Below are 16,292 nucleotides of genomic sequence, written 5' to 3'. Positions count from 1 at the left end.
ACCCGGACGTGACCACGACCCAGGGAGGCACCCGCAATGACGCGCCCGATCACGGCAGGATTCGACGGAACCGACGAGAGCCTTGCCGCGCTGGGCTGGGCGGCCCGTGAGGCGGTCCGGCGGGGACTGGCGCTGCGCGTCGTGCACGCCTGGCGGTTCCAGCCGTTGGAGGCGGTCGAGGGCGCCGACCCGGACGCGCAGGCGAAGTGGGCGGGGGAAGCGGTGGCGCGGGCCGCCCGGGACCTCGCCGAGCGGCATCCCGGGCTCGATGTGACGGCCGACGCGCCCGAGGGCGGGCCCGTCGACACGCTGGTCTCCGCGGCCGTGGACGCCGAGATGCTGGTGCTCGGGTCGCGGGGGCACGCCGCCGTCGTCGGCTTCCTGCTCGGCTCCGTCGGACAGCAGGCGATCGTGGCGGCCGAGCGGCCGGTCGTGCTGGTGCGCGCCGGGGACCAGCCCTCCGCCGAGGTCGCCGGGCACGAGATCGTCGTCGGCCAGCAGGGCGAGCCCGAGGACAGCGCGGCGGCGCTGCGGTTCGCCTTCGAGACGGCCGCGGCGCGCGGCGCCACCGTGCGGGTGGTGCGCGCCTGGACGCTGCCGCCGCTGTTCGCCTACAGCCCGTCCTCGCTGAAGCTGCTGGACGACGCGGGCGGTCTTGAGCCGTACGAGAAGAAGGCGCTGGCCTCAGCCGTGCAGCCGTGGCGTGAGCGGTACCCGGATGTGCATGTGGTGGAGCACGTGGAGATGGGTAGCGCGGGGCAGGTACTGCTGTCGGTGGCCGGGCGGGCCCAGTTGATGGTCGTGGGGCGGCGCGCCCGCCGTACGGCCGTGGGCGCCCGGATCGGCTCGGTCGCGCACGGTGTGCTGCACCACGCCGACTGCCCGGTGGCCGTGGTGCCGCCCGCCGCCGGCTGAGTCAGTCCGCCTCCCGCGAGGTGGGCTGGAGCGTCTCGCGGGCCTTGGGGAGGATCTTCTCGATGTAGTCGGTCACGGCCGTGTCCAGACCGATGTCGTGCTGCGCCCGCTCCGACAAGTACCAGCGGTGTTCCAGGAGTTCGTGGTAGATCTCCGCCGCGTCCATCGACCCGCGCAGTTCGAGCGGGACCGCCCGGACCGTGGGCCGGAAGACGTCCCGCACCCAGCGGTGGGCGAGGACCTCGGGGCGGGCGGCGAGGGGGTCGCCCGGGGCGTAGTCGTCCTGGGTGGCCATCCAGCTCTCCAGGTCGTTCAGCAGCCGTCGGGCCTGGTTCTCCTCGGTGTCCAGGCCCGTCAGGCGCAGCAGTTGGCGCTGGTGGTGGCCGGCGTCGACGACCTTGGGCACGAAGGTGACGCTGTCGCCGTTGGAGGAGTGCTCGATCTGCATCTCCGCGACGTCGAAACCGAGGTCGTGCAGGCGGCGTATCCGGCGTTCTATGTAGTGGTACTTCCCGGCCGGGTACACCGAGCTGCGGGTCAGCTCCTGCCACAGGCCCCGGTAGCGGGCGCAGATCTCGGTGCCGAACTCGATCGGGTCCACCGAGGGGTGCAGCGCGCCGGACGCCTCCAGGTCCAGCAGCTCCCCGCTGATGTTGACCCGCGCGAGGTCGAGGTCGTAGTCGCGCTGCCCGGTGCTGAGCTGGGGGTGCAGATCGCCGGTCTCGGCGTCGACCAGGTAGGCGGCGTAGGCGCCCGCGTCGCGCCGGAAGAGGGTGTTGGACAGCGAGCAGTCGCCCCAGGCGAACCCGGCCAGGTGCAGCCGCACCAGCAGTACCGCCAGGGCGTCCATCAGCCGGTGCATGGTCGCCGGGCGCATCGTCGTCTCGAACATCGAGCGGTACGGCAGGGAGCCGCCGAGGTGCCGGGTGACCAGCACCGGCTCCAGGGGCGCGCCCTCGGTGTCGACGCGGCCGGTGACCACGGCGAGCGGGTCGACCGCCGGGATGCCGAGGCGGTCCAGGTCGCGCAGCAGCTCGTACTCGCGCAGCGCGGGCCGTTCGGCGAGTTCCTTGACCGCGATGACCTCGGTCCCGGCGCGCGCGTAGCGGACGACGTGCCGGGAGATGCCGCGCGGCAGCGGCACGAGGTAGTCCTCCGGCCACTCCTCCAGCGGCAGGTGCCACGGCAGTTCCAACAGGAGCGCGGGGTGCTCGGGGTTGGTCGCGCTGATCTGCAGGGCCATGGGCGGGGATCCTCGTCTCGCGGGTGATCGTCACCTCACCCTAAGCGGCTCGCTCCCGGGCCTGAAGTGCCGCTTCACGTACTGGACCGCGGTGCGCGGGGCCGTGGCCGGGCAGGAACAGGTCGGCGTCGCGCTCGGCGAGGACCTCAAGGGACGCGAGGGCCTGGGCGCGCTCGCGGTGGAACATGTCGAGCAGCAGGTGCGGGCCCTTGATCCGGGACGTCGGATGGCCGCTCACCAGCGCGTCTCCCGTGATCAGTACGCCCCGGTCCGGGAGGTGGAAGGCGCAGTGGCCGTCGGTGTGGCCGGGGGAGTGCACCGGCACCGGACGCCCCGGCAGGTCCAGCGGGGCGTCCGGCGTGAACGCCTCCGGCTCGGTGACCGGGACATGGGTCTTGCCGCCGGAGCGCAGCGCGTGCACCGCCCACGGCAGCACACCGGGCCGCCAGCCGTTCCTCAGCACCTGTCCGACGGTCACCTGGTGCAGGAACTCCCGCCGCGCGTGCGGCACTTCGGCCTCGTGCAGCAGCACCGGCGTCCCGTACCGCGCCCGCAGGAACTCCGCCGACCCCACATGGTCGTTGTGCGCGTGCGTGATCAGCACGGCCGCCACGGCCTCCGGCGAACTCCCCACCTGCGCAAGGGAGGCGAGCACCTGCTCCCGGTCCCCGGGATACCCGGTGTCGACCAGGGTGACGGCGTCCCCCTCGGCCAGGATCACCCAGTTGGTGTTGGAGCCGTGCACCAGATAGGTGCCGTCGGCGACTTGCTGCACATCTGCCCGCATGGTCTCTTCCCACCGTCCGTTGTGGCTGTCCCGTCGGGGGACAGCCAACCAGAACGGCTCGCGCGGGGTCAGCCGGGGTACTTGGGCCTGCTGCACATGTACACGGTCTGTGCCGAGTCGTTGACCGCGCACGCGCTGAACCACCGCCCCGGATACCCGCGGGAGGACCACTCGGTGAAGACGGACGTGCCCTGGGTGATGGTGGCGGACATCCAGGGGTCGTTGTCCAGGAACACGGTCACGCCGTCGCCCACCCGGCCGCCGCTGAGCCTGCCCCAGAGGCAGTCGATGGAGGGGCTGTGGCGCAGTTCGACGAGCATTCGGCCGTAGGTCGCGGACGAGACGGTGACTCCGTCGGTGGCCGTCGGGAGGCCCGAACAGGCGCGCGCCGCGGCGGCGGAGGCGCCGGACAGCGGAAGGAGGGCGGCAGCGGTGATCGTGGCGACGGCGAGGCATACGGTCCTGCGGACATGGATCATCCGGGCTCCTGTCGAAGAGGTGGTGCTGAGATCCTCCGATCACGCACACCTGGGACGAAAGAGCGCATTTGGGTGATCAAGTGCGTTCGGGTGCTCAGTGCACTCCGTGCGGCCGGAACTGGATGCTGATGCGCGGCCCCGCGGCGCGGGAGGTCTTCGGGACGGCGTGCTCCCAAGTGCGCTGGCAGGAGCCGCCCATCACGATGAGGTCGCCGTGGCCCAGGGGGCGGCGCACGGTCTCGCCGCCGCCCGACGGGCGCAGCAGCAGATCGCGAGGGGCGCCGACGGACACGATGGCGACCATGGTGTCCTCCCGCGCTCCCCGGCCGATCCGGTCGCCGTGCCAGGCGACGCTGTCCCGGCCGTCGCGGTAGTAGCACAGGCCCGCCGTGGTGAACGGCTCGCCCAGCTCCCGCGCGTAGTGCGCGGTGAGGGCCGCCCGTGCCTGGTCCAGCACCGGATGCGGCAGCGGGTCGTCCGCGCCGTAGAACGCCAGCAGCCGGGGTACGTCCACGACCTGGTCGTACATCGTGCGGCGCTCCGCCCGCCAGGGGACCTCGGCGGCCAGCCGGTCGAACAGTCCGTCCGATCCGCTGAGCCAGCCGGGCAGCACGTCGATCCAGGCGCCCCGGCCGAGGGTGGTCCGGCGGATCCCGTCGAGCGGGCCGAACCGTAGCTCGTCGGCCTGGTCGAAGAGGGAACCCTGGAGGTGCGTGGTCATGAAGCCAGCGTACTCCTTATTCGAATATATGTTCCCATCGCTTATTCCTGACACCGCGAGCCTTTTGATGCACTGATGTATCGGATACATTCCCGTATCGAACGGAGGGGCGGTCATGGTGGCGGAGCAGGTGACACGGCGTGTGACCAGGCGTCGCGTGCGTACGCGGGCCAATCTCCTCGACGCCGCGTTCGAGGTGTTCGCCGCCAAGGGGTTCGGCCGCGTGTCCATCGAGGAGGTCTGCGACGCTGCCGGCTACAGCCGGGGCGCCTTCTACTCCAACTTCGCCAGCCTCGACGAGCTCTTCTTCGCCCTCTACCGGCAGCGCGCCGACCTGATCGCCGAGCAGGTCACGGACGCCCTGGCGCTGGACGGCCCCGCGCTCGACGTACCGGAGTCCGTGGACCGGGTCACCGAGGTGCTGCTGCTCGACGTGGAGTGGCTGCTGGTGAAGACGGACTTCCTGGTGCACGCCGCCCGTGACCCGGACGTCGCGCAGAGCCTGCTGGAACACCGCGAGCGGCTGCGCGCCGCCATCGCCGACCGCCTCGCCCGGGCCACCGGGCACACCGCACTGCCCGCCGTGTTCGACGGCATCGACGGCGCCGCCCGCGCGGTCGTCGCCGCCTACGACGGGGTCACCACCCAACTGCTGCTGGACAAGGACGTCGACAGCGCCCGCGCCTGGCTCAAGCAACTGCTCACCGCCCTGCTGACCGACGGCAGCGGCACCCCCGAATGAGGAAGGGAACGGTCGCATGGATGCCGACGTCATCGTCGTCGGAGCGGGCCTCGCGGGCCTCGTCGCCGCACACGAACTCACCAGCAAGGGCCGCCGGGTCGCTTTGGTCGACCAGGAGAACGCCCGCAACCTGGGCGGACAGGCCTTCTGGTCCTTCGGCGGGCTCTTCCTCGTCGACTCCCCCGAACAGCGCCGTCTGAAGATCAAGGACTCCTTTGAGCTGGCCTGGAGCGACTGGCAGGGCAGCGCCGGGTTCGACCGGGTCGACGACGAGGACTCCTGGGCGGTGCGCTGGGCACGCGCCTACGTCGAGTTCGCGGCGGGGGAGAAGCGGTCCTGGCTGGAGGGGCACGGCATCAAGTTCCTGCCCACCGTCGGCTGGGCTGAGCGCGGCGACCTGAGGGCGCACGGCCACGGCAACTCCGTGCCCCGCTTCCACATCGCCTGGGGCACCGGCACGGGTGTGGTGGAGCCGTTCGTCGAGTACGCCAAGCAGGCCGCGCGCGACGGGCTGCTGACCTTCCACCACCGCCACCGGGTCGACGAACTCGTCGTCGAGGACGGCCAGGCGCGCGGGGTGCGCGGCACCCTCCTCGCCGAGGACGACGCGGGCCGGGGCGTGAAGTCCAACCGCGACCGCGTCGGCGACTTCGAACTCACCGCGCTGGCCGTCGTCGTCACCACCGGCGGCATCGGCGCCGACCACGACATCGTCCGGCGCTACTGGCCCGAGCGCCTCGGCACCCCGCCCACGCAGATGGTCACCGGCGTCCCCGCCTACGTCGACGGCCGCATGCTCGACATCAGCGCGGCGGCGGGCGTACGACTGGTCAACCGCGACCGCATGTGGCACTACACCGAGGGCATCCAGAACTGGGACCCGATCTGGCCCGGACACGGCATCCGCATCCTGCCCGGACCGTCCTCCATGTGGTTCGACGCGCTCGGCCGCCGCCTGCCCGACCCGTGCCTGCCCGGCTACGACACCCTCGGCACCCTCAAGCACCTGCGCACCACCGAGGACATCGCCGGGTACGACCACTCCTGGTTCATCCTCACCCAGAAGATCATCGAGAAGGAGTTCGCACTCTCCGGCTCCGAGCAGAACCCCGACATCACCGCCAAGGACCGGGCGGCCTTCCTCAAGGAGCGCATCCTGGGCAAGGGCGCGCCGGGACCGGTGGACGCCTTCCTGCGCAAGGGCGCGGACTTCGTGACCGCCCCCAACCTGGAGCAGCTCGTCGAGAAGATGAACGGCCTGACCGACAAGCCGCTCCTCGACGCGGCCGAGGTACGGCGCCAGATCGAGGCCCGCGACCTTCAGCTCGCCAACTCCTACAGCAAGGACGCCCAGGTGCAGGGCATCCGCAACGCCCGCCGCTACATCGGCGACCGCCTCGGCCGGGTCGCCACCCCGCACCGCATCCTCGACCCCTCGGCGGGCCCGCTGATCGGCGTCAAGCTGCACGTCCTCACCCGCAAGACCCTCGGCGGCATCCAGACCGACCTCGACTCCCGCGCGCTGGGCGCCGACGGGCAGCCGATCGGCGGTCTGTACGCGGCCGGTGAGGTGGCCGGGTTCGGCGGTGGCGGTGTGCACGGCTACAACGCCCTGGAGGGCACCTTCCTCGGCGGCTGCCTCTTCTCGGGCCGGGCCGCAGGACGGGCCGCCGCACAGCAGACCGGCTGACCGGGGAGTCAGCCCAGCAGACGTGCCAGGACGGCCGCGTGACTCTCCTCGGGAGTCTTCGCGGCCGTCAGCAGTGTCACGGGCCCCTTCCGGGACAACTCCCGCACATGATCGAGGAGTTCCGCCGCCTCCGGCGCCGACAGTTCCGCCTCGTACCGGCCCGCGAACTCCTCGTACGACCCCTCGCCCGCGTGGTACCAGCGGCGCAGCTCGGTCGACGGGGTGAGGCCCTTGGGCCACTCGTCCACGCGGGCCGCGTCCTTGGACAGCCCACGCGGCCACAGCCGGTCGACGAGGACACGGACGCCGTCCTCCGGCTCGGGCGATTCGTAGACGCGGCGGATGCGCACGCTCACGGTCGGTCCTTCCCACGCGACGCTGACGGGTTCCTCACAAGTGTCCGTCAAGGTCGACGCATGATCACGCCGAACCCCCGGGCCACGGCCCTGCTGGCTGCCGCCCTGTTGCTCAGCGGATGCGGCACCGGCGCCGTGGCGACCACCACGGGCGCCGCCGCCCCCACCACCAGCGCGCCCCAGCCCGAGATCTCCCTCGACCTGGCCCCGCAGCAACTGCCCGGACTCGGCCCCAGGACCTGGGCGCAGGTGCCCTCCGACAGCCGCCAGGCCCTCGTGGTCACCGGACGCGACAAGGACTCCCCGCGCTCCACGGCCGTCCTGTACCAGCGCACCGACGCGGGCTGGGAGGCGGGCCGGGAATGGCCCGCGCACAACGCGCTGAAGGGCTGGACCGACCACCACCGGCTCGGCGATCTGCGCAGCCCCGTCGGCGTGTACACCCTCAGCGACGCCGGCGGCCTGCTGCGCGACCCCGGAACCCGGCTGCCGTACGACCACTCCACCGGATTCACCCTCGGCGGCACCGGATTCGAGGGCGAACCCCTCGCCGGTTCCTTCGACTACGTCATCGCCATCGACTACAACCGCAAGCCCGGCACCACGCCCCTGGACTGGACCCGCCCGCTCGGCGCGGACCGGGGCGGCGGCATATGGCTGCACGTCGACCACGGCGGCCCCACCCACGGCTGCGTCAGCCTCGACCGGGAGCACATGAAGGACCTGCTGCTGGCCCTGGACCCGGACCGCAACCCCGTCGTCGTCATGGGCGACCGGGCCGCCCTCGCCCGCTGACCTTTAGGATCCGCCGAGTGTGCGCACATGTGCTGGTCGCCGAGGACGACGAGATGCAGGCCGAACTCATCCGGCGCTCCCTGCTGGCGGAGGGTCACTCCGCCACGGTGGTCCATGACGGCCCCGCCGCCCTGGACGCCGTCCGCAGGCTCCGCCCCGACCTCGTCGTACTGGACCTGATGCTGCCGGTGATCGACGGCTTCGGGGTGTGCCGGGTGCTGCGCAGGGACGACGACATCCCGGTGCTGATGCTCACCGCCCGCTCCGCCGAGGACGACGTGCTGCTCGGCCTGGAGCTGGGCGCCGACGACTACATGACCAAGCCGTACAGTCCGCGCGAGCTGATGGCCCGGATCCGCACGGTGCTGCGGCGCAGCGGACGCGGCGGACCGGCGGGAGGACCCGGTCGTACGGGCCGCCGGGCTCGCCGTCGATCCGGCCCGGCACGAGGTGACCTGCGACGCGGAGCCGGTGGAGTGCACACCGGCCGAGTTCCAGATCCTGCTCGCCATGACCGCCGAGCCCGAGCGGGTGTTCTCCCGGCGGCAGTTGCTGGAGTGCACCCGGGGCACCGACCGGGCCTCCACCGAGCGGGCCGTGGACGTGCACATCATGAACCTGCGCCGCAAGATCGAGGCCGACCCGCGGCGGCCGGTGCGGTTGCTGACGGTGTTCGGGGTGGGCTACAAGCTGAGCGGCGGTCGCGGATGAGGTCCGGCATACCGCTGCGCAAGCGGCTCCTGGTCCGGCTGCTGATCGCCTCGGTGCTGATCGCCGTGTGCTCGGTCGCGGCGACGGCCTGGCTGGCGGTGGAGACCACCACCCGCGCCCTGCGCGAGGAACAGGGGCAGGTCCTCGCCGACGACATGGACGTGCTCACCCGGCTCAGCGGGTACGCGGCGACCCACGCCGACTGGAAGGGCGTCGAGGGCAGCCTGCGCGAGCTGTCCGGCCGGATCGGCCGCCGGATCGCCCTGACCACCCCCGACCGCAGGGTGATCGCCGACTCCGCGCCGCCCGGCACCCCGCTGCCGCCGCGCGCCGCCGCCACCGTCGACCCGCTGAGCACCGACACCCACACCGACAGCGGCGCCCAGCGCGGCGGCATCGACCCCCGGGTGGTGGGCCCGTACCGGCTCCCCGCCGCCGAGCGCGCCCGGCTGGACGCACTCGCCGAGGAACGGCGCGCGTGCTACGAGAACAACGGCGTCCAGGCGACCGTGGCGCGCACCCCGACCGGCCGCCCGACCCTCACCGACCAGGACGGCAGCGCCGTCGACTACGTGCCGCTGGAGTGCGCCGACGGACGTCTCAACACCCCCACCGCCACCGAGGACAAGGCGCTGGCCGAGCTCACCGAACACGCCCGCGCCTGTCTGGACGTGCGCGGACTGGACTACGTCGAGCCGCTGTTCGTCGGCGTGGACGTCACCGACCGGCGGATGGACACCCGGTACGTGATGGGCAAGCTGAAGGAGCACCCCTACGACCGGGCCCAGCGGCAGGCGGACGACTGCGTCGACCAGGCCCGCCGGGCCCAGCTCGACCCCTATGTCGCCCCGGCCGCCGACCTGTTCCTGGGCGTCGGGGACCGGCCCGCCGCGCGCTTCGACCTGTCCCCGGCGAACTGGACCAAGGTCGTGGGCGCCGCCGGCCTGGTGCTTGCCGTCACCGTGGCCGTGACCGCCGTCGTCGCCACCCGGCTGGTCCGGCCGCTGCGCGCGCTGACCGCGGCCGCCCAGCAGCCGCCGGACCGGCATGTCCGGGTGCCCGTGACGACCCGCGACGAGACCGGCATCCTCGCGGCGGCCTTCAACGAACTCACCGAGCGCCGGGCCCGGTTGGAGGCCCAGCGCAAGGCGATGGTCAGCGACATCGCGCACGAGCTGCGCAGCCCCCTCACCAATATCCGCGGCTGGCTGGAGGTGACCCGAGACGGTGTCGTGGACCCCGACCCGGCCCTGCTCTCCTCCCTGCACGAGGAGGCGCTCGTCCTCCAGCGCGTCATCGACGATCTCCAGGACCTCGCCGACGCCGACGCCGGAACCCTGCGCCTGCACCGCGAGCCCGTCCGCGCCGACGAACTCCTCGACCAGGTCGCCGCCGCCCACCGCGTCGCCGCCGACGCGGCCGGCGTCCCCCTGCGCACCGCCGCACAGGGCACGCCCTGGCTGGACGCCGACCCGGTCCGGATGCGGCAGGCGCTCGGCAACCTGGTCTCCAACGCCCTGCGTCACACCCCGCAGGGCGGCACCGTCACCCTGACCGCGCGCCGCGACGGCGACGACGTCGTCCTGGAGGTCACCGACACCGGAACCGGCATCGCCCCGGACGAACTGCCGCATGTCTTCGACCGGTTCTGGCGGGCGGAGAAGTCCCGCAGCCGCCGCACCGGCGGCAGCGGCCTCGGCCTGCCCATCGTCCGTCACCTGGTGGCCGCGCACGGCGGCACGGCCGAGGCGGACAGCGAGCCCGGCACCGGATCGGTGTTCACGCTCCGGCTGCCGGGCGGTTCCGCACCGGAGGACACCTGACGACAGGGGCCTCAGCCGCCGCGACGCGCCGCCGTCCGCCGCAGCAGCGCCAGCCGTTCGGTCTCGCTCGTGCCGCCCCACACACCAACCGCCTGGTCGGTGTCCATCGCCCAGCGCAGACATCGCTCGCGCACCGGACAGCGCCGGCAGACCGCCTTCGCCTGCGCCGTCTGCATCAGCGCCGGACCGGAGGTGCCGATCGGGAAGAAGAGGTCCGGGTCCTCGTGACGGCATGCGGCACGGCCGCGCCAGTCATCCATCGAAGTCACCTGCACTCGAAGTCGTACGTGCCCTTTCGGATGCTTTTAGTCGCTTTCGGGTCACCTGTCGATACGGGTGTGAAACCACGGAGTTCTGATTCGGACGCGGTCACTGCTCACGCAGGCCCCACGGGGAGCCGTAGGCGGTCAGCAGATCCAGGAAGGGGCGGGCCGGGAAGGCCTCCGGACCGAGCACTCCGGACCCCGACCAGGCGCCGCCGGCGAGGAGTTCGAGCGCGACGACCGGGTTCACGGCCGTCTGCCACACCACGGCCTGGCTGCCGTACTCGGCCATGGACCACTCGTTGTCGACGACGTGGTACAGGTACACCTCGCGCGGCGCCCCGTCCTTCACGCCCCGCACCCACGTGCCCGCGCAGGTCTTGCCGCGCATCCGCTCGCCCAGCGTCGCCGGGTCGGGCAGACAGGCGGCGACCACGTCCCGGGGCGAGACCCGGACCGGCCCTTCGGGGCCCGGCACGGCCACCGGCTCGGTGCGGTCCAGGCCCAGCAGGTGGAGCGTCCTGAGTGTCCCGATGAACTCCTCGCCCAGGCCGTACTTGAAGGTGACCCGGCGCGCGTCGACCCAGCGCGGGACGAGCAGCACCTCCTCGTGCTCCACGTTCACGCACTCCACCGGGCCGATGCCCTCGGGGAAGTCGAACACCTCGGGCTCGCTGAAGGGTTCGGTGGTGAACCAGCCGCGGTCGGCCTCGTAGACGACCGGCGGGTTGAGGCACTCCTCGATCGTCGTCCAGATGCTGAAGGAGGGCGCGAAGTCATAGCCGTCGACGGTGAGGTTCGCGCCGTCGCGGATCCCGATCTCCTCGATCTCGTCGAAGAGCTCATCGGCCGCGTGCCGGGCGAAGACGTCCGACAGGCCCGGCTCCACCCCCATGCCGACCAGGGCGAGCGCGCCGTCCTTCGCCCACTCCTCGGCCTCGGCGAACTGCTCGTCGCCGAGCTTGACCCCGCACTCGGCGTACGGGTGCTCGGAGTGCGGTCGTGACAGGGACATCGCCATGTCGACATAGGTGGCACCGGCCGTCCGGGCCGCCCGGAACAGGGGCATCACGAAGCGCGGGTCGGTGGCGTTGAGCAGCACGTCGCACGAGTGCCGCCGCAGCAGCGCGGTCACCGCGGCCTGGTCACCGGCGTCGACGCGCTCGGCCAGGAAGCGGGGGTCGTCGAGGTGGGCGACGGCCGCATCGGAGCGCGCGGGGTCGAAGTCGGCGACGACCATCGCCTCGAAGAACGGGCGGCGGGCGGCGATCCGGGTGATGGCGGTGCCCACACCACCGGCGCCCACGAGCAGTACACGCATGACGAGAACTCCCTGTTGGAGGTGGAAGAACGCGGGGCCCCTGGCGGAGATACAACGCCCGCGGCTCACGTAAGGTCAATGGCGTTGGCATAAGGGCACTCGTGCGGCGGAGGGAGCGGTCGTGCCGAAGGCGGTGGTCCCCGAGGAGAAGCGGCGCCGACGCCGTCCGACGAAGAGCGGCACGGTGCTGTCCGAGGCGCTGATCGTCGAGACCGCGCTGCGCCTGCTGCGCGAGCACGGCAGCGCGGGGCTCACCGCCCGCCGCCTGGGGCTGGCCCTGGACGCGGACCCGAGCACCCTGTACCGGTACTTCCGCGGCATGGACGACCTGACCCTCGCCATCGGCGACGCGCTGATCGGCCAGGCCCTGCGGGGCTGGCGGCCGACGGGGGAGTGGCGCGCGGACCTGCGCGCGGTGGGGCTGCGGATCCACGCCGCCTACCTCGCCCACCCGCAGGCCGCCCTGCTGACCACCAACCGGGTCACCGGCCGGGCCAACGAACTCGCCGCCGACGAGGCCGTGCTGGACGTCCTGCGCACCGCAGGGTTCCCGCTGCCGGAGACCGTGCGCGTCTACCACGCCTTCATCGACCAGACCCTGGCCTTCGCCGCTCTGGACGCCGCCTCCCTGACCCTGCCCAGCGCCTCGCAGCGTGCCGACGAGGCGATGTGGCGCTCGACGTACGCCCGGCTGCCCCGCGCCACCCACCCGCGCATCGCGGAGGCGGCGCCCCTGCTCGCGACACGCATGGTGACCAGCGCCTATCCGACCGCGCTGGAGATGCTGCTGGACAGCGCGGAGGCGCGGCTGAAGTCCGGTTAGGGGCGCAGCGACTTCGCAGCGGTGCTTGCCACGGCCTGTGCCACCGTCGCCAGCGCGGGGGAGTCCAGCTTCCACTGCTGCCAGTACAGCGGGACGTCGAGGACGCGCTCCGGCGCGAGGGAGACCAGGCGCCCGGTGCGCAGCAGCCCGCCCGCCTGGATCTCCGGGACCATGCCCCAGCCGAGCCCGGCGGCGATCGCCGACACGAACCCTTCGGAGGTGGGGATCCGATGGCGGACGGCACCCGCGGCACCCCGGCCGCGCCGGAGCCGTCGTACGAAGGCGTCCTGGAGCTCGTCGCTGCGGTCGAAGGTCACCACCGGTGCCCCGGGGAGTGCCTCCCGCAGCGGCCCGTCGAGATACCGCTCGGCGAAGTCCGGGCTCGCGGCGGCGAGATACCGCATCCTGCCGAGCAACCGCACGGAGCACCCCGCCACGGGCTCGGCCGCCGAGGTCACCGCCGCCATCACCAGGCCCTCCCTGAGCAGCGCCGCCGTATGGGCCTCGTCCTCGCGGTGCAGTTCGAAGGAGAGGCGGGGCTCGGGCGGTACGGCGGTGAGGGCGTCCAGGAACCAGGTGGCCAGGGAGTCGGCGTTCACCGCGATCGACACCCGGGTCGGCTCCTCCTCGGCACCGCCCATGCCCAGCTCGGCCCGCGCGTCCCGCTCCAGCCGGGCGAGCTGCCGCGCGAACCGCACCACGACCGCGCCCGACTCGGTGGGCCGCACCGGCTTCGTGCGCACCAGCAGCACCCGCCCGGTGCGCTGTTCGAGCGCCTTGACCCGCTGGCTGACCGCCGACGGTGTCACATGCAGCGCGGCCGCCGCCGCGTCGAAGGTCCCCTCGTCCACCACCGCGAGCAGGGTCCGCACCTGGTCCAGCGGCAGCTCCGTCACCATCACGAGCGCTAATGGTACGTAAGAATCTTTAGCTGTACACATGATCCGGGTGTCCCTACCGTCGAAGCCATGTCCACAGCTCTCGCCACGGCCGCCGCCGGATTCGGTACCGGTCTCTCGCTCATCGTCGCCATCGGCGCCCAGAACGCCTTCGTCCTGCGCCAGGGGATCCGCCGCGACGCGGTCCTCGCCGTCGTCGGCATCTGCGCCCTGTCCGACGCCGCCCTGATCACCCTGGGCGTGGCGGGCGTCGGCGCGGTGGTCGTGGCCTGGCCCGGGGCGCTGACCGCGGTGGGCTGGATCGGCGGCGCGTTCCTGATCTGCTACGGCGTTCTCGCCGCCCGGCGCGTGGTCCGGCCGGCCGGGGCACTGCGGGCGGAGGGGCAGGCCGCGGGGTCACGGCGGCGGGCGGTGCTGACCTGTCTGGCGATGACCTGGCTCAACCCGCACGTCTACCTCGACACCGTCTTCCTGCTCGGCTCCATCGCCGCCGACCGGGGCGAGCTGCGCTGGACGTTCGGGCTCGGCGCGGCGCTGGCCAGCCTGTGCTGGTTCGCCGCGCTCGGCTTCGGGGCGCGGCTGCTCGGGCCGTATCTGTCCCGGCCGGTGGCCTGGCGGATCCTGGACGGTCTGGTGGCCGCGACGATGCTGGTCCTCGGGGTGTCGCTGATCCTCGGCAGCTGAGACGTCGCAGCCGCGTTCCGGAAGCTGAGATCCCGCGCCCCGAACTCCCGCCGGGCGGTGCGATAGTGAACCCTGGTTCCGGAAAGATGTATCGAGCAACCAGGATGTCCGTGGATACCGGCGAACAGCAGAAGACACCGCAGCGGGCCCGCCGAGGCGTGCGCCGCTGGGCCATGGACACCCGCCCGCTGCGCCGCCCCGCCTACCGGCGCCTGTGGTCCTCCACGATCGTCACGGCGGTCGGCAGCCAGCTCACCGCGGTGGCCGTGCCCAAGCAGATCTACGACATCACCGGCTCTTCCGCCTGGGTCGGCTACGCGAGCCTCGCCGGTCTGCTGCCCCTGGTGGTCTTCGCGCTGTGGGGCGGGGCGGTCGCCGACAGCATGGACCGCCGCAAGCTGCTGCTGATCACCAACAGCGGGATCGCCGTCACCTCGGTGCTGTTCTGGGTCCAGGCCGCCACGGGACTCGACTCGGTGGCCGCGCTGATGATCCTGCTCGCCGCCCAGCAGGCCTTCTTCGGCCTCAACTCACCGGCCCGCAACGCCTCCATCGCCCGGCTGGTCCCGGCGGACGAGCTGGCGGCGGCGAACGCCCTCGGCTCGACCGTGATGCAGACCGGCCTGGTCGCCGGGCCGCTGCTGGCCGGTGCGCTCATCCCCGTGATCGGGCTGCCCGAGCTGTATCTGCTGGACGCGCTGGCCCTGTGCGTGACGGTGTGGGCGGTGCACCGGCTGCCCCCGCTGCCGCCGTCGGCCGGTGCGAGCAGGCGCCGCGCCGGGGTCCGGGAGATCGGGGCCGGATTCCGCTACATCGCCCTGCACAAGGTGCTGTTGCTGTCCTTCCTCGCCGATGTGATCGCCATGGTCCTCGGCATGCCCCGCGCGCTGTTCCCCCAGCTGGCCACCGAGACCTACACCTCCTACAGCGAAGGGCTCGCGCTGGGTGTGCTGTTCGCGGCGATCCCGGTCGGCGCGGTGCTCGGCGGACTGTTCTCCGGCACCTTCTCCCGGGCGCGGCGGCACGGCTCGATGGTGATCGGCGCGGTCGTCGCCTGGGGCCTCGCCATCACCGGCTTCGGGCTCAGCGGCAGCCTCTGGGTCGCGGTGGCGTTCCTGATCGCCGCGGGCGTCGCCGACATGGTGTCGATGGTCTTCAGGGGCGCGATCCTGCTCTCCGCCGCCACCGACGAGATGCGCGGCCGGATGCAGGGCGTGTTCACGGTCGTCGTCGCGGGCGGCCCCCGCCTGGCCGACGTCCTGCACGGCACCGCGGGCTCCGCGTTCGGCGCCCGCCAGGCGGTCGCGGGCGGCGGCCTGCTGGTCGTGGTGGCGATGCTGGTCCTCGCCCTCGCCGTCCCGGCGCTGCGCCGCTACCGCGTCTGAAGCCCGCCGGCGCCGCCCGCGTCCGAGATCGCCTAGAGCGCGCTGCCCCGGCGCATCCCGTACTGCTCCATCAGCTTGCCCCGGGTGGTCTCCAGCCGGTGGGCGAGGATCTCGGCGACCTGGCGCAGCAGGATCAGGCCGAGCTGTTGGTCCTCCTCGGACAGCGCCCGTACCGCCGCCGCGTCGAACTCGTAGGCGCGCACCGGGCTGAACGCCTCGGCGCCGAAGTCCCACTGGTACGGCGGGAACAGCCAGGACCAGCCGAGCAGGTCCCCGGCGCCGAGGGTGGCCACCGTCACCCGCTGCAGCGAGGTCACCCGCTGGTCGAGCGAGACGGCGCCGGAGCGGATCACCCAGAAGCGGTCGGCGGTGCCTCCGGCCTCGAAGATGCGCGCGTCCTCGGGGAAGGAGACCTCCTTCGCCAGTGCCATGAGCCGCTCGCGCTGCGGCGGTGGAAGGGCGGGCAGCAGTTTCGTTGCTTTGGTCATGACACGGGGCTCCTCGCCGGCGTCGGGGTTCCGGGGCTTTCCCTACGCCCATTTCAGCCGTTGCCGACGCGTAGGGCACCTCGACGGACTACAGAACCGGTGGAGATTTCCGCGGGCATGAAAAAGCCCTGGCTGGACGGGGGAAGCCAGCCAGGGCCGTGTGCGGG

17 protein-coding genes and 1 pseudogene are annotated in these 16,292 nt (G+C 72.6%); 9 read left to right on the top strand and 9 right to left on the bottom strand.

Features of this window, described 5'->3' with window-relative positions; translation table 11 throughout:
* The first annotated feature begins 36 nt into the window (after positions 1-36).
* Positions 37-915 carry a universal stress protein gene (locus STRCI_RS01980; protein ID WP_269657039.1) on the top strand — a complete coding sequence of 293 codons (879 nt, stop codon included), beginning with the start codon at positions 37-39 and terminating at the stop codon, positions 913-915.
* 1 nt (position 916) lies between these two features.
* Here STRCI_RS01980 and STRCI_RS01975 read toward each other — a convergent pair whose 3' ends face one another.
* The 4 genes from STRCI_RS01975 to STRCI_RS01960 form a co-directional block, all read right to left on the bottom strand.
* Positions 917-2,158 (bottom strand): DUF4032 domain-containing protein, encoded by a 1,242-nt coding sequence (locus STRCI_RS01975; protein WP_269657038.1) that lies wholly within the window; start codon positions 2,156-2,158, stop codon positions 917-919.
* Between the two features lie 40 nt (positions 2,159-2,198).
* Positions 2,199-2,945, bottom strand: a complete 747-nt coding sequence (locus STRCI_RS01970; protein ID WP_269657037.1) for an MBL fold metallo-hydrolase — start codon at positions 2,943-2,945, stop codon at positions 2,199-2,201.
* Positions 2,946-3,013: 68 nt separating this feature from the next.
* The gene (locus STRCI_RS01965; protein ID WP_269657036.1) at positions 3,014-3,424 is read right to left on the bottom strand and encodes a hypothetical protein; all 411 of its coding nucleotides are present in this window, start codon (positions 3,422-3,424) and stop codon (positions 3,014-3,016) included.
* A 94-nt stretch (positions 3,425-3,518) separates the two neighbouring features.
* The gene (locus STRCI_RS01960) at positions 3,519-4,145 is read right to left on the bottom strand and encodes an alpha-ketoglutarate-dependent dioxygenase AlkB (protein WP_269657035.1); all 627 of its coding nucleotides are present in this window, start codon (positions 4,143-4,145) and stop codon (positions 3,519-3,521) included.
* Positions 4,146-4,260: 115 nt separating this feature from the next.
* Here STRCI_RS01960 and STRCI_RS01955 point away from each other — a divergent pair, with 115 nt between their 5' ends.
* Entirely contained in the window at positions 4,261-4,887 is a 627-nt protein-coding gene (locus tag STRCI_RS01955; RefSeq protein ID WP_269657034.1) for a TetR/AcrR family transcriptional regulator, read from the top strand.
* A 16-nt stretch (positions 4,888-4,903) separates the two neighbouring features.
* Positions 4,904-6,577, top strand: a complete 1,674-nt coding sequence (locus tag STRCI_RS01950; protein WP_269657033.1) for an FAD-binding dehydrogenase — start codon at positions 4,904-4,906, stop codon at positions 6,575-6,577.
* An 8-nt stretch (positions 6,578-6,585) separates the two neighbouring features.
* Here STRCI_RS01950 and STRCI_RS01945 read toward each other — a convergent pair whose 3' ends face one another.
* Positions 6,586-6,933 carry a DUF488 domain-containing protein gene (locus STRCI_RS01945; RefSeq protein WP_269657032.1) on the bottom strand — a complete coding sequence of 116 codons (348 nt, stop codon included), beginning with the start codon at positions 6,931-6,933 and terminating at the stop codon, positions 6,586-6,588.
* A gap of 60 nt (positions 6,934-6,993) precedes the next feature.
* Here STRCI_RS01945 and STRCI_RS01940 point away from each other — a divergent pair, with 60 nt between their 5' ends.
* The 3 genes and pseudogenes from STRCI_RS01940 (at position 6,994) to STRCI_RS01930 (ending at position 10,262) form a co-directional block, all read left to right on the top strand.
* Positions 6,994-7,728 carry a L,D-transpeptidase family protein gene (locus tag STRCI_RS01940; protein WP_269657031.1) on the top strand — a complete coding sequence of 245 codons (735 nt, stop codon included), beginning with the start codon at positions 6,994-6,996 and terminating at the stop codon, positions 7,726-7,728.
* Positions 7,729-7,745: 17 nt separating this feature from the next.
* Positions 7,746-8,439 (top strand): annotated as a pseudogene (locus STRCI_RS01935) (response regulator).
* Positions 8,436-10,262, top strand: a complete 1,827-nt coding sequence (locus STRCI_RS01930) for a sensor histidine kinase (RefSeq protein WP_269657030.1) — start codon at positions 8,436-8,438, stop codon at positions 10,260-10,262. Before STRCI_RS01935 ends, STRCI_RS01930 begins: the two are co-directional and overlap by 4 nt.
* Positions 10,263-10,273: 11 nt before the next feature.
* Here the strand turns inward: STRCI_RS01930 and STRCI_RS01925 are convergent, their stop codons facing one another.
* Positions 10,274-10,522 (bottom strand): WhiB family transcriptional regulator, encoded by a 249-nt coding sequence (locus STRCI_RS01925; protein ID WP_269657029.1) that lies wholly within the window; start codon positions 10,520-10,522, stop codon positions 10,274-10,276.
* Positions 10,523-10,631: 109 nt separating this feature from the next.
* A complete protein-coding gene (locus STRCI_RS01920; protein ID WP_269657028.1) occupies positions 10,632-11,846 on the bottom strand; it encodes a saccharopine dehydrogenase family protein in 1,215 nt (404 codons plus the stop codon).
* Positions 11,847-11,967: 121 nt separating this feature from the next.
* On the opposite strand from STRCI_RS01920, the gene STRCI_RS01915 reads away from it, so the two are divergent.
* On the top strand, positions 11,968-12,669 hold the full coding sequence (locus STRCI_RS01915) for a TetR/AcrR family transcriptional regulator (protein WP_269657027.1): 702 nt from the start codon (positions 11,968-11,970) through the stop codon (positions 12,667-12,669).
* Here the strand turns inward: STRCI_RS01915 and STRCI_RS01910 are convergent.
* Positions 12,666-13,568 carry a LysR family transcriptional regulator ArgP gene (locus STRCI_RS01910; protein WP_269664469.1) on the bottom strand — a complete coding sequence of 301 codons (903 nt, stop codon included), beginning with the start codon at positions 13,566-13,568 and terminating at the stop codon, positions 12,666-12,668. The genes STRCI_RS01915 and STRCI_RS01910 overlap by 4 nt on opposite strands.
* A gap of 69 nt (positions 13,569-13,637) precedes the next feature.
* Here STRCI_RS01910 and STRCI_RS01905 point away from each other — a divergent pair, with 69 nt between their 5' ends.
* Positions 13,638-14,252 carry a LysE/ArgO family amino acid transporter gene (locus STRCI_RS01905; protein ID WP_269657026.1) on the top strand — a complete coding sequence of 205 codons (615 nt, stop codon included), beginning with the start codon at positions 13,638-13,640 and terminating at the stop codon, positions 14,250-14,252.
* Positions 14,253-14,356: 104 nt separating this feature from the next.
* Positions 14,357-15,637 carry an MFS transporter gene (locus STRCI_RS01900; RefSeq protein ID WP_269657025.1) on the top strand — a complete coding sequence of 427 codons (1,281 nt, stop codon included), beginning with the start codon at positions 14,357-14,359 and terminating at the stop codon, positions 15,635-15,637.
* Positions 15,638-15,669: 32 nt separating this feature from the next.
* Here the strand turns inward: STRCI_RS01900 and STRCI_RS01895 are convergent, their stop codons facing one another.
* The gene (locus STRCI_RS01895; RefSeq protein WP_269657024.1) at positions 15,670-16,125 is read right to left on the bottom strand and encodes a cyclic nucleotide-binding domain-containing protein; all 456 of its coding nucleotides are present in this window, start codon (positions 16,123-16,125) and stop codon (positions 15,670-15,672) included.
* Positions 16,126-16,292: the final 167 nt, after the last annotated feature.

It is taken from the genome of Streptomyces cinnabarinus, from assembly GCF_027270315.1.
In the GTDB taxonomy this organism is placed as follows: Bacteria; Actinomycetota; Actinomycetes; order Streptomycetales; family Streptomycetaceae; genus Streptomyces; species Streptomyces cinnabarinus.
Note: the sequence above shows the minus strand (reverse complement) of the source record. Positions and strands in the feature narration are given on the sequence as shown.

What these genes read in the sequence shown, in the direction of transcription:
- STRCI_RS01980 (WP_269657039.1), top strand. Translation starts at nt 37, where the DNA reads ATGACGCGCCCGATCACGGCAGGATTCGACGGAACCGACGAGAGCCTT.
- STRCI_RS01975 (WP_269657038.1), bottom strand. Translation starts at nt 2,158, where the DNA reads ATGGCCCTGCAGATCAGCGCGACCAACCCCGAGCACCCCGCGCTCCTG.
- STRCI_RS01970 (WP_269657037.1), bottom strand. Translation starts at nt 2,945, where the DNA reads ATGCGGGCAGATGTGCAGCAAGTCGCCGACGGCACCTATCTGGTGCAC.
- STRCI_RS01965 (WP_269657036.1), bottom strand. Translation starts at nt 3,424, where the DNA reads ATGATCCATGTCCGCAGGACCGTATGCCTCGCCGTCGCCACGATCACC.
- STRCI_RS01960 (WP_269657035.1), bottom strand. Translation starts at nt 4,145, where the DNA reads ATGACCACGCACCTCCAGGGTTCCCTCTTCGACCAGGCCGACGAGCTA.
- STRCI_RS01955 (WP_269657034.1), top strand. Translation starts at nt 4,261, where the DNA reads ATGGTGGCGGAGCAGGTGACACGGCGTGTGACCAGGCGTCGCGTGCGT.
- STRCI_RS01950 (WP_269657033.1), top strand. Translation starts at nt 4,904, where the DNA reads ATGGATGCCGACGTCATCGTCGTCGGAGCGGGCCTCGCGGGCCTCGTC.
- STRCI_RS01940 (WP_269657031.1), top strand. Translation starts at nt 6,994, where the DNA reads ATGATCACGCCGAACCCCCGGGCCACGGCCCTGCTGGCTGCCGCCCTG.
- STRCI_RS01930 (WP_269657030.1), top strand. Translation starts at nt 8,436, where the DNA reads ATGAGGTCCGGCATACCGCTGCGCAAGCGGCTCCTGGTCCGGCTGCTG.
- STRCI_RS01925 (WP_269657029.1), bottom strand. Translation starts at nt 10,522, where the DNA reads ATGGATGACTGGCGCGGCCGTGCCGCATGCCGTCACGAGGACCCGGAC.
- STRCI_RS01920 (WP_269657028.1), bottom strand. Translation starts at nt 11,846, where the DNA reads ATGCGTGTACTGCTCGTGGGCGCCGGTGGTGTGGGCACCGCCATCACC.
- STRCI_RS01910 (WP_269664469.1), bottom strand. Translation starts at nt 13,568, where the DNA reads ATGGTGACGGAGCTGCCGCTGGACCAGGTGCGGACCCTGCTCGCGGTG.
- STRCI_RS01905 (WP_269657026.1), top strand. Translation starts at nt 13,638, where the DNA reads ATGTCCACAGCTCTCGCCACGGCCGCCGCCGGATTCGGTACCGGTCTC.
- STRCI_RS01900 (WP_269657025.1), top strand. Translation starts at nt 14,357, where the DNA reads ATGTCCGTGGATACCGGCGAACAGCAGAAGACACCGCAGCGGGCCCGC.
- STRCI_RS01895 (WP_269657024.1), bottom strand. Translation starts at nt 16,125, where the DNA reads ATGACCAAAGCAACGAAACTGCTGCCCGCCCTTCCACCGCCGCAGCGC.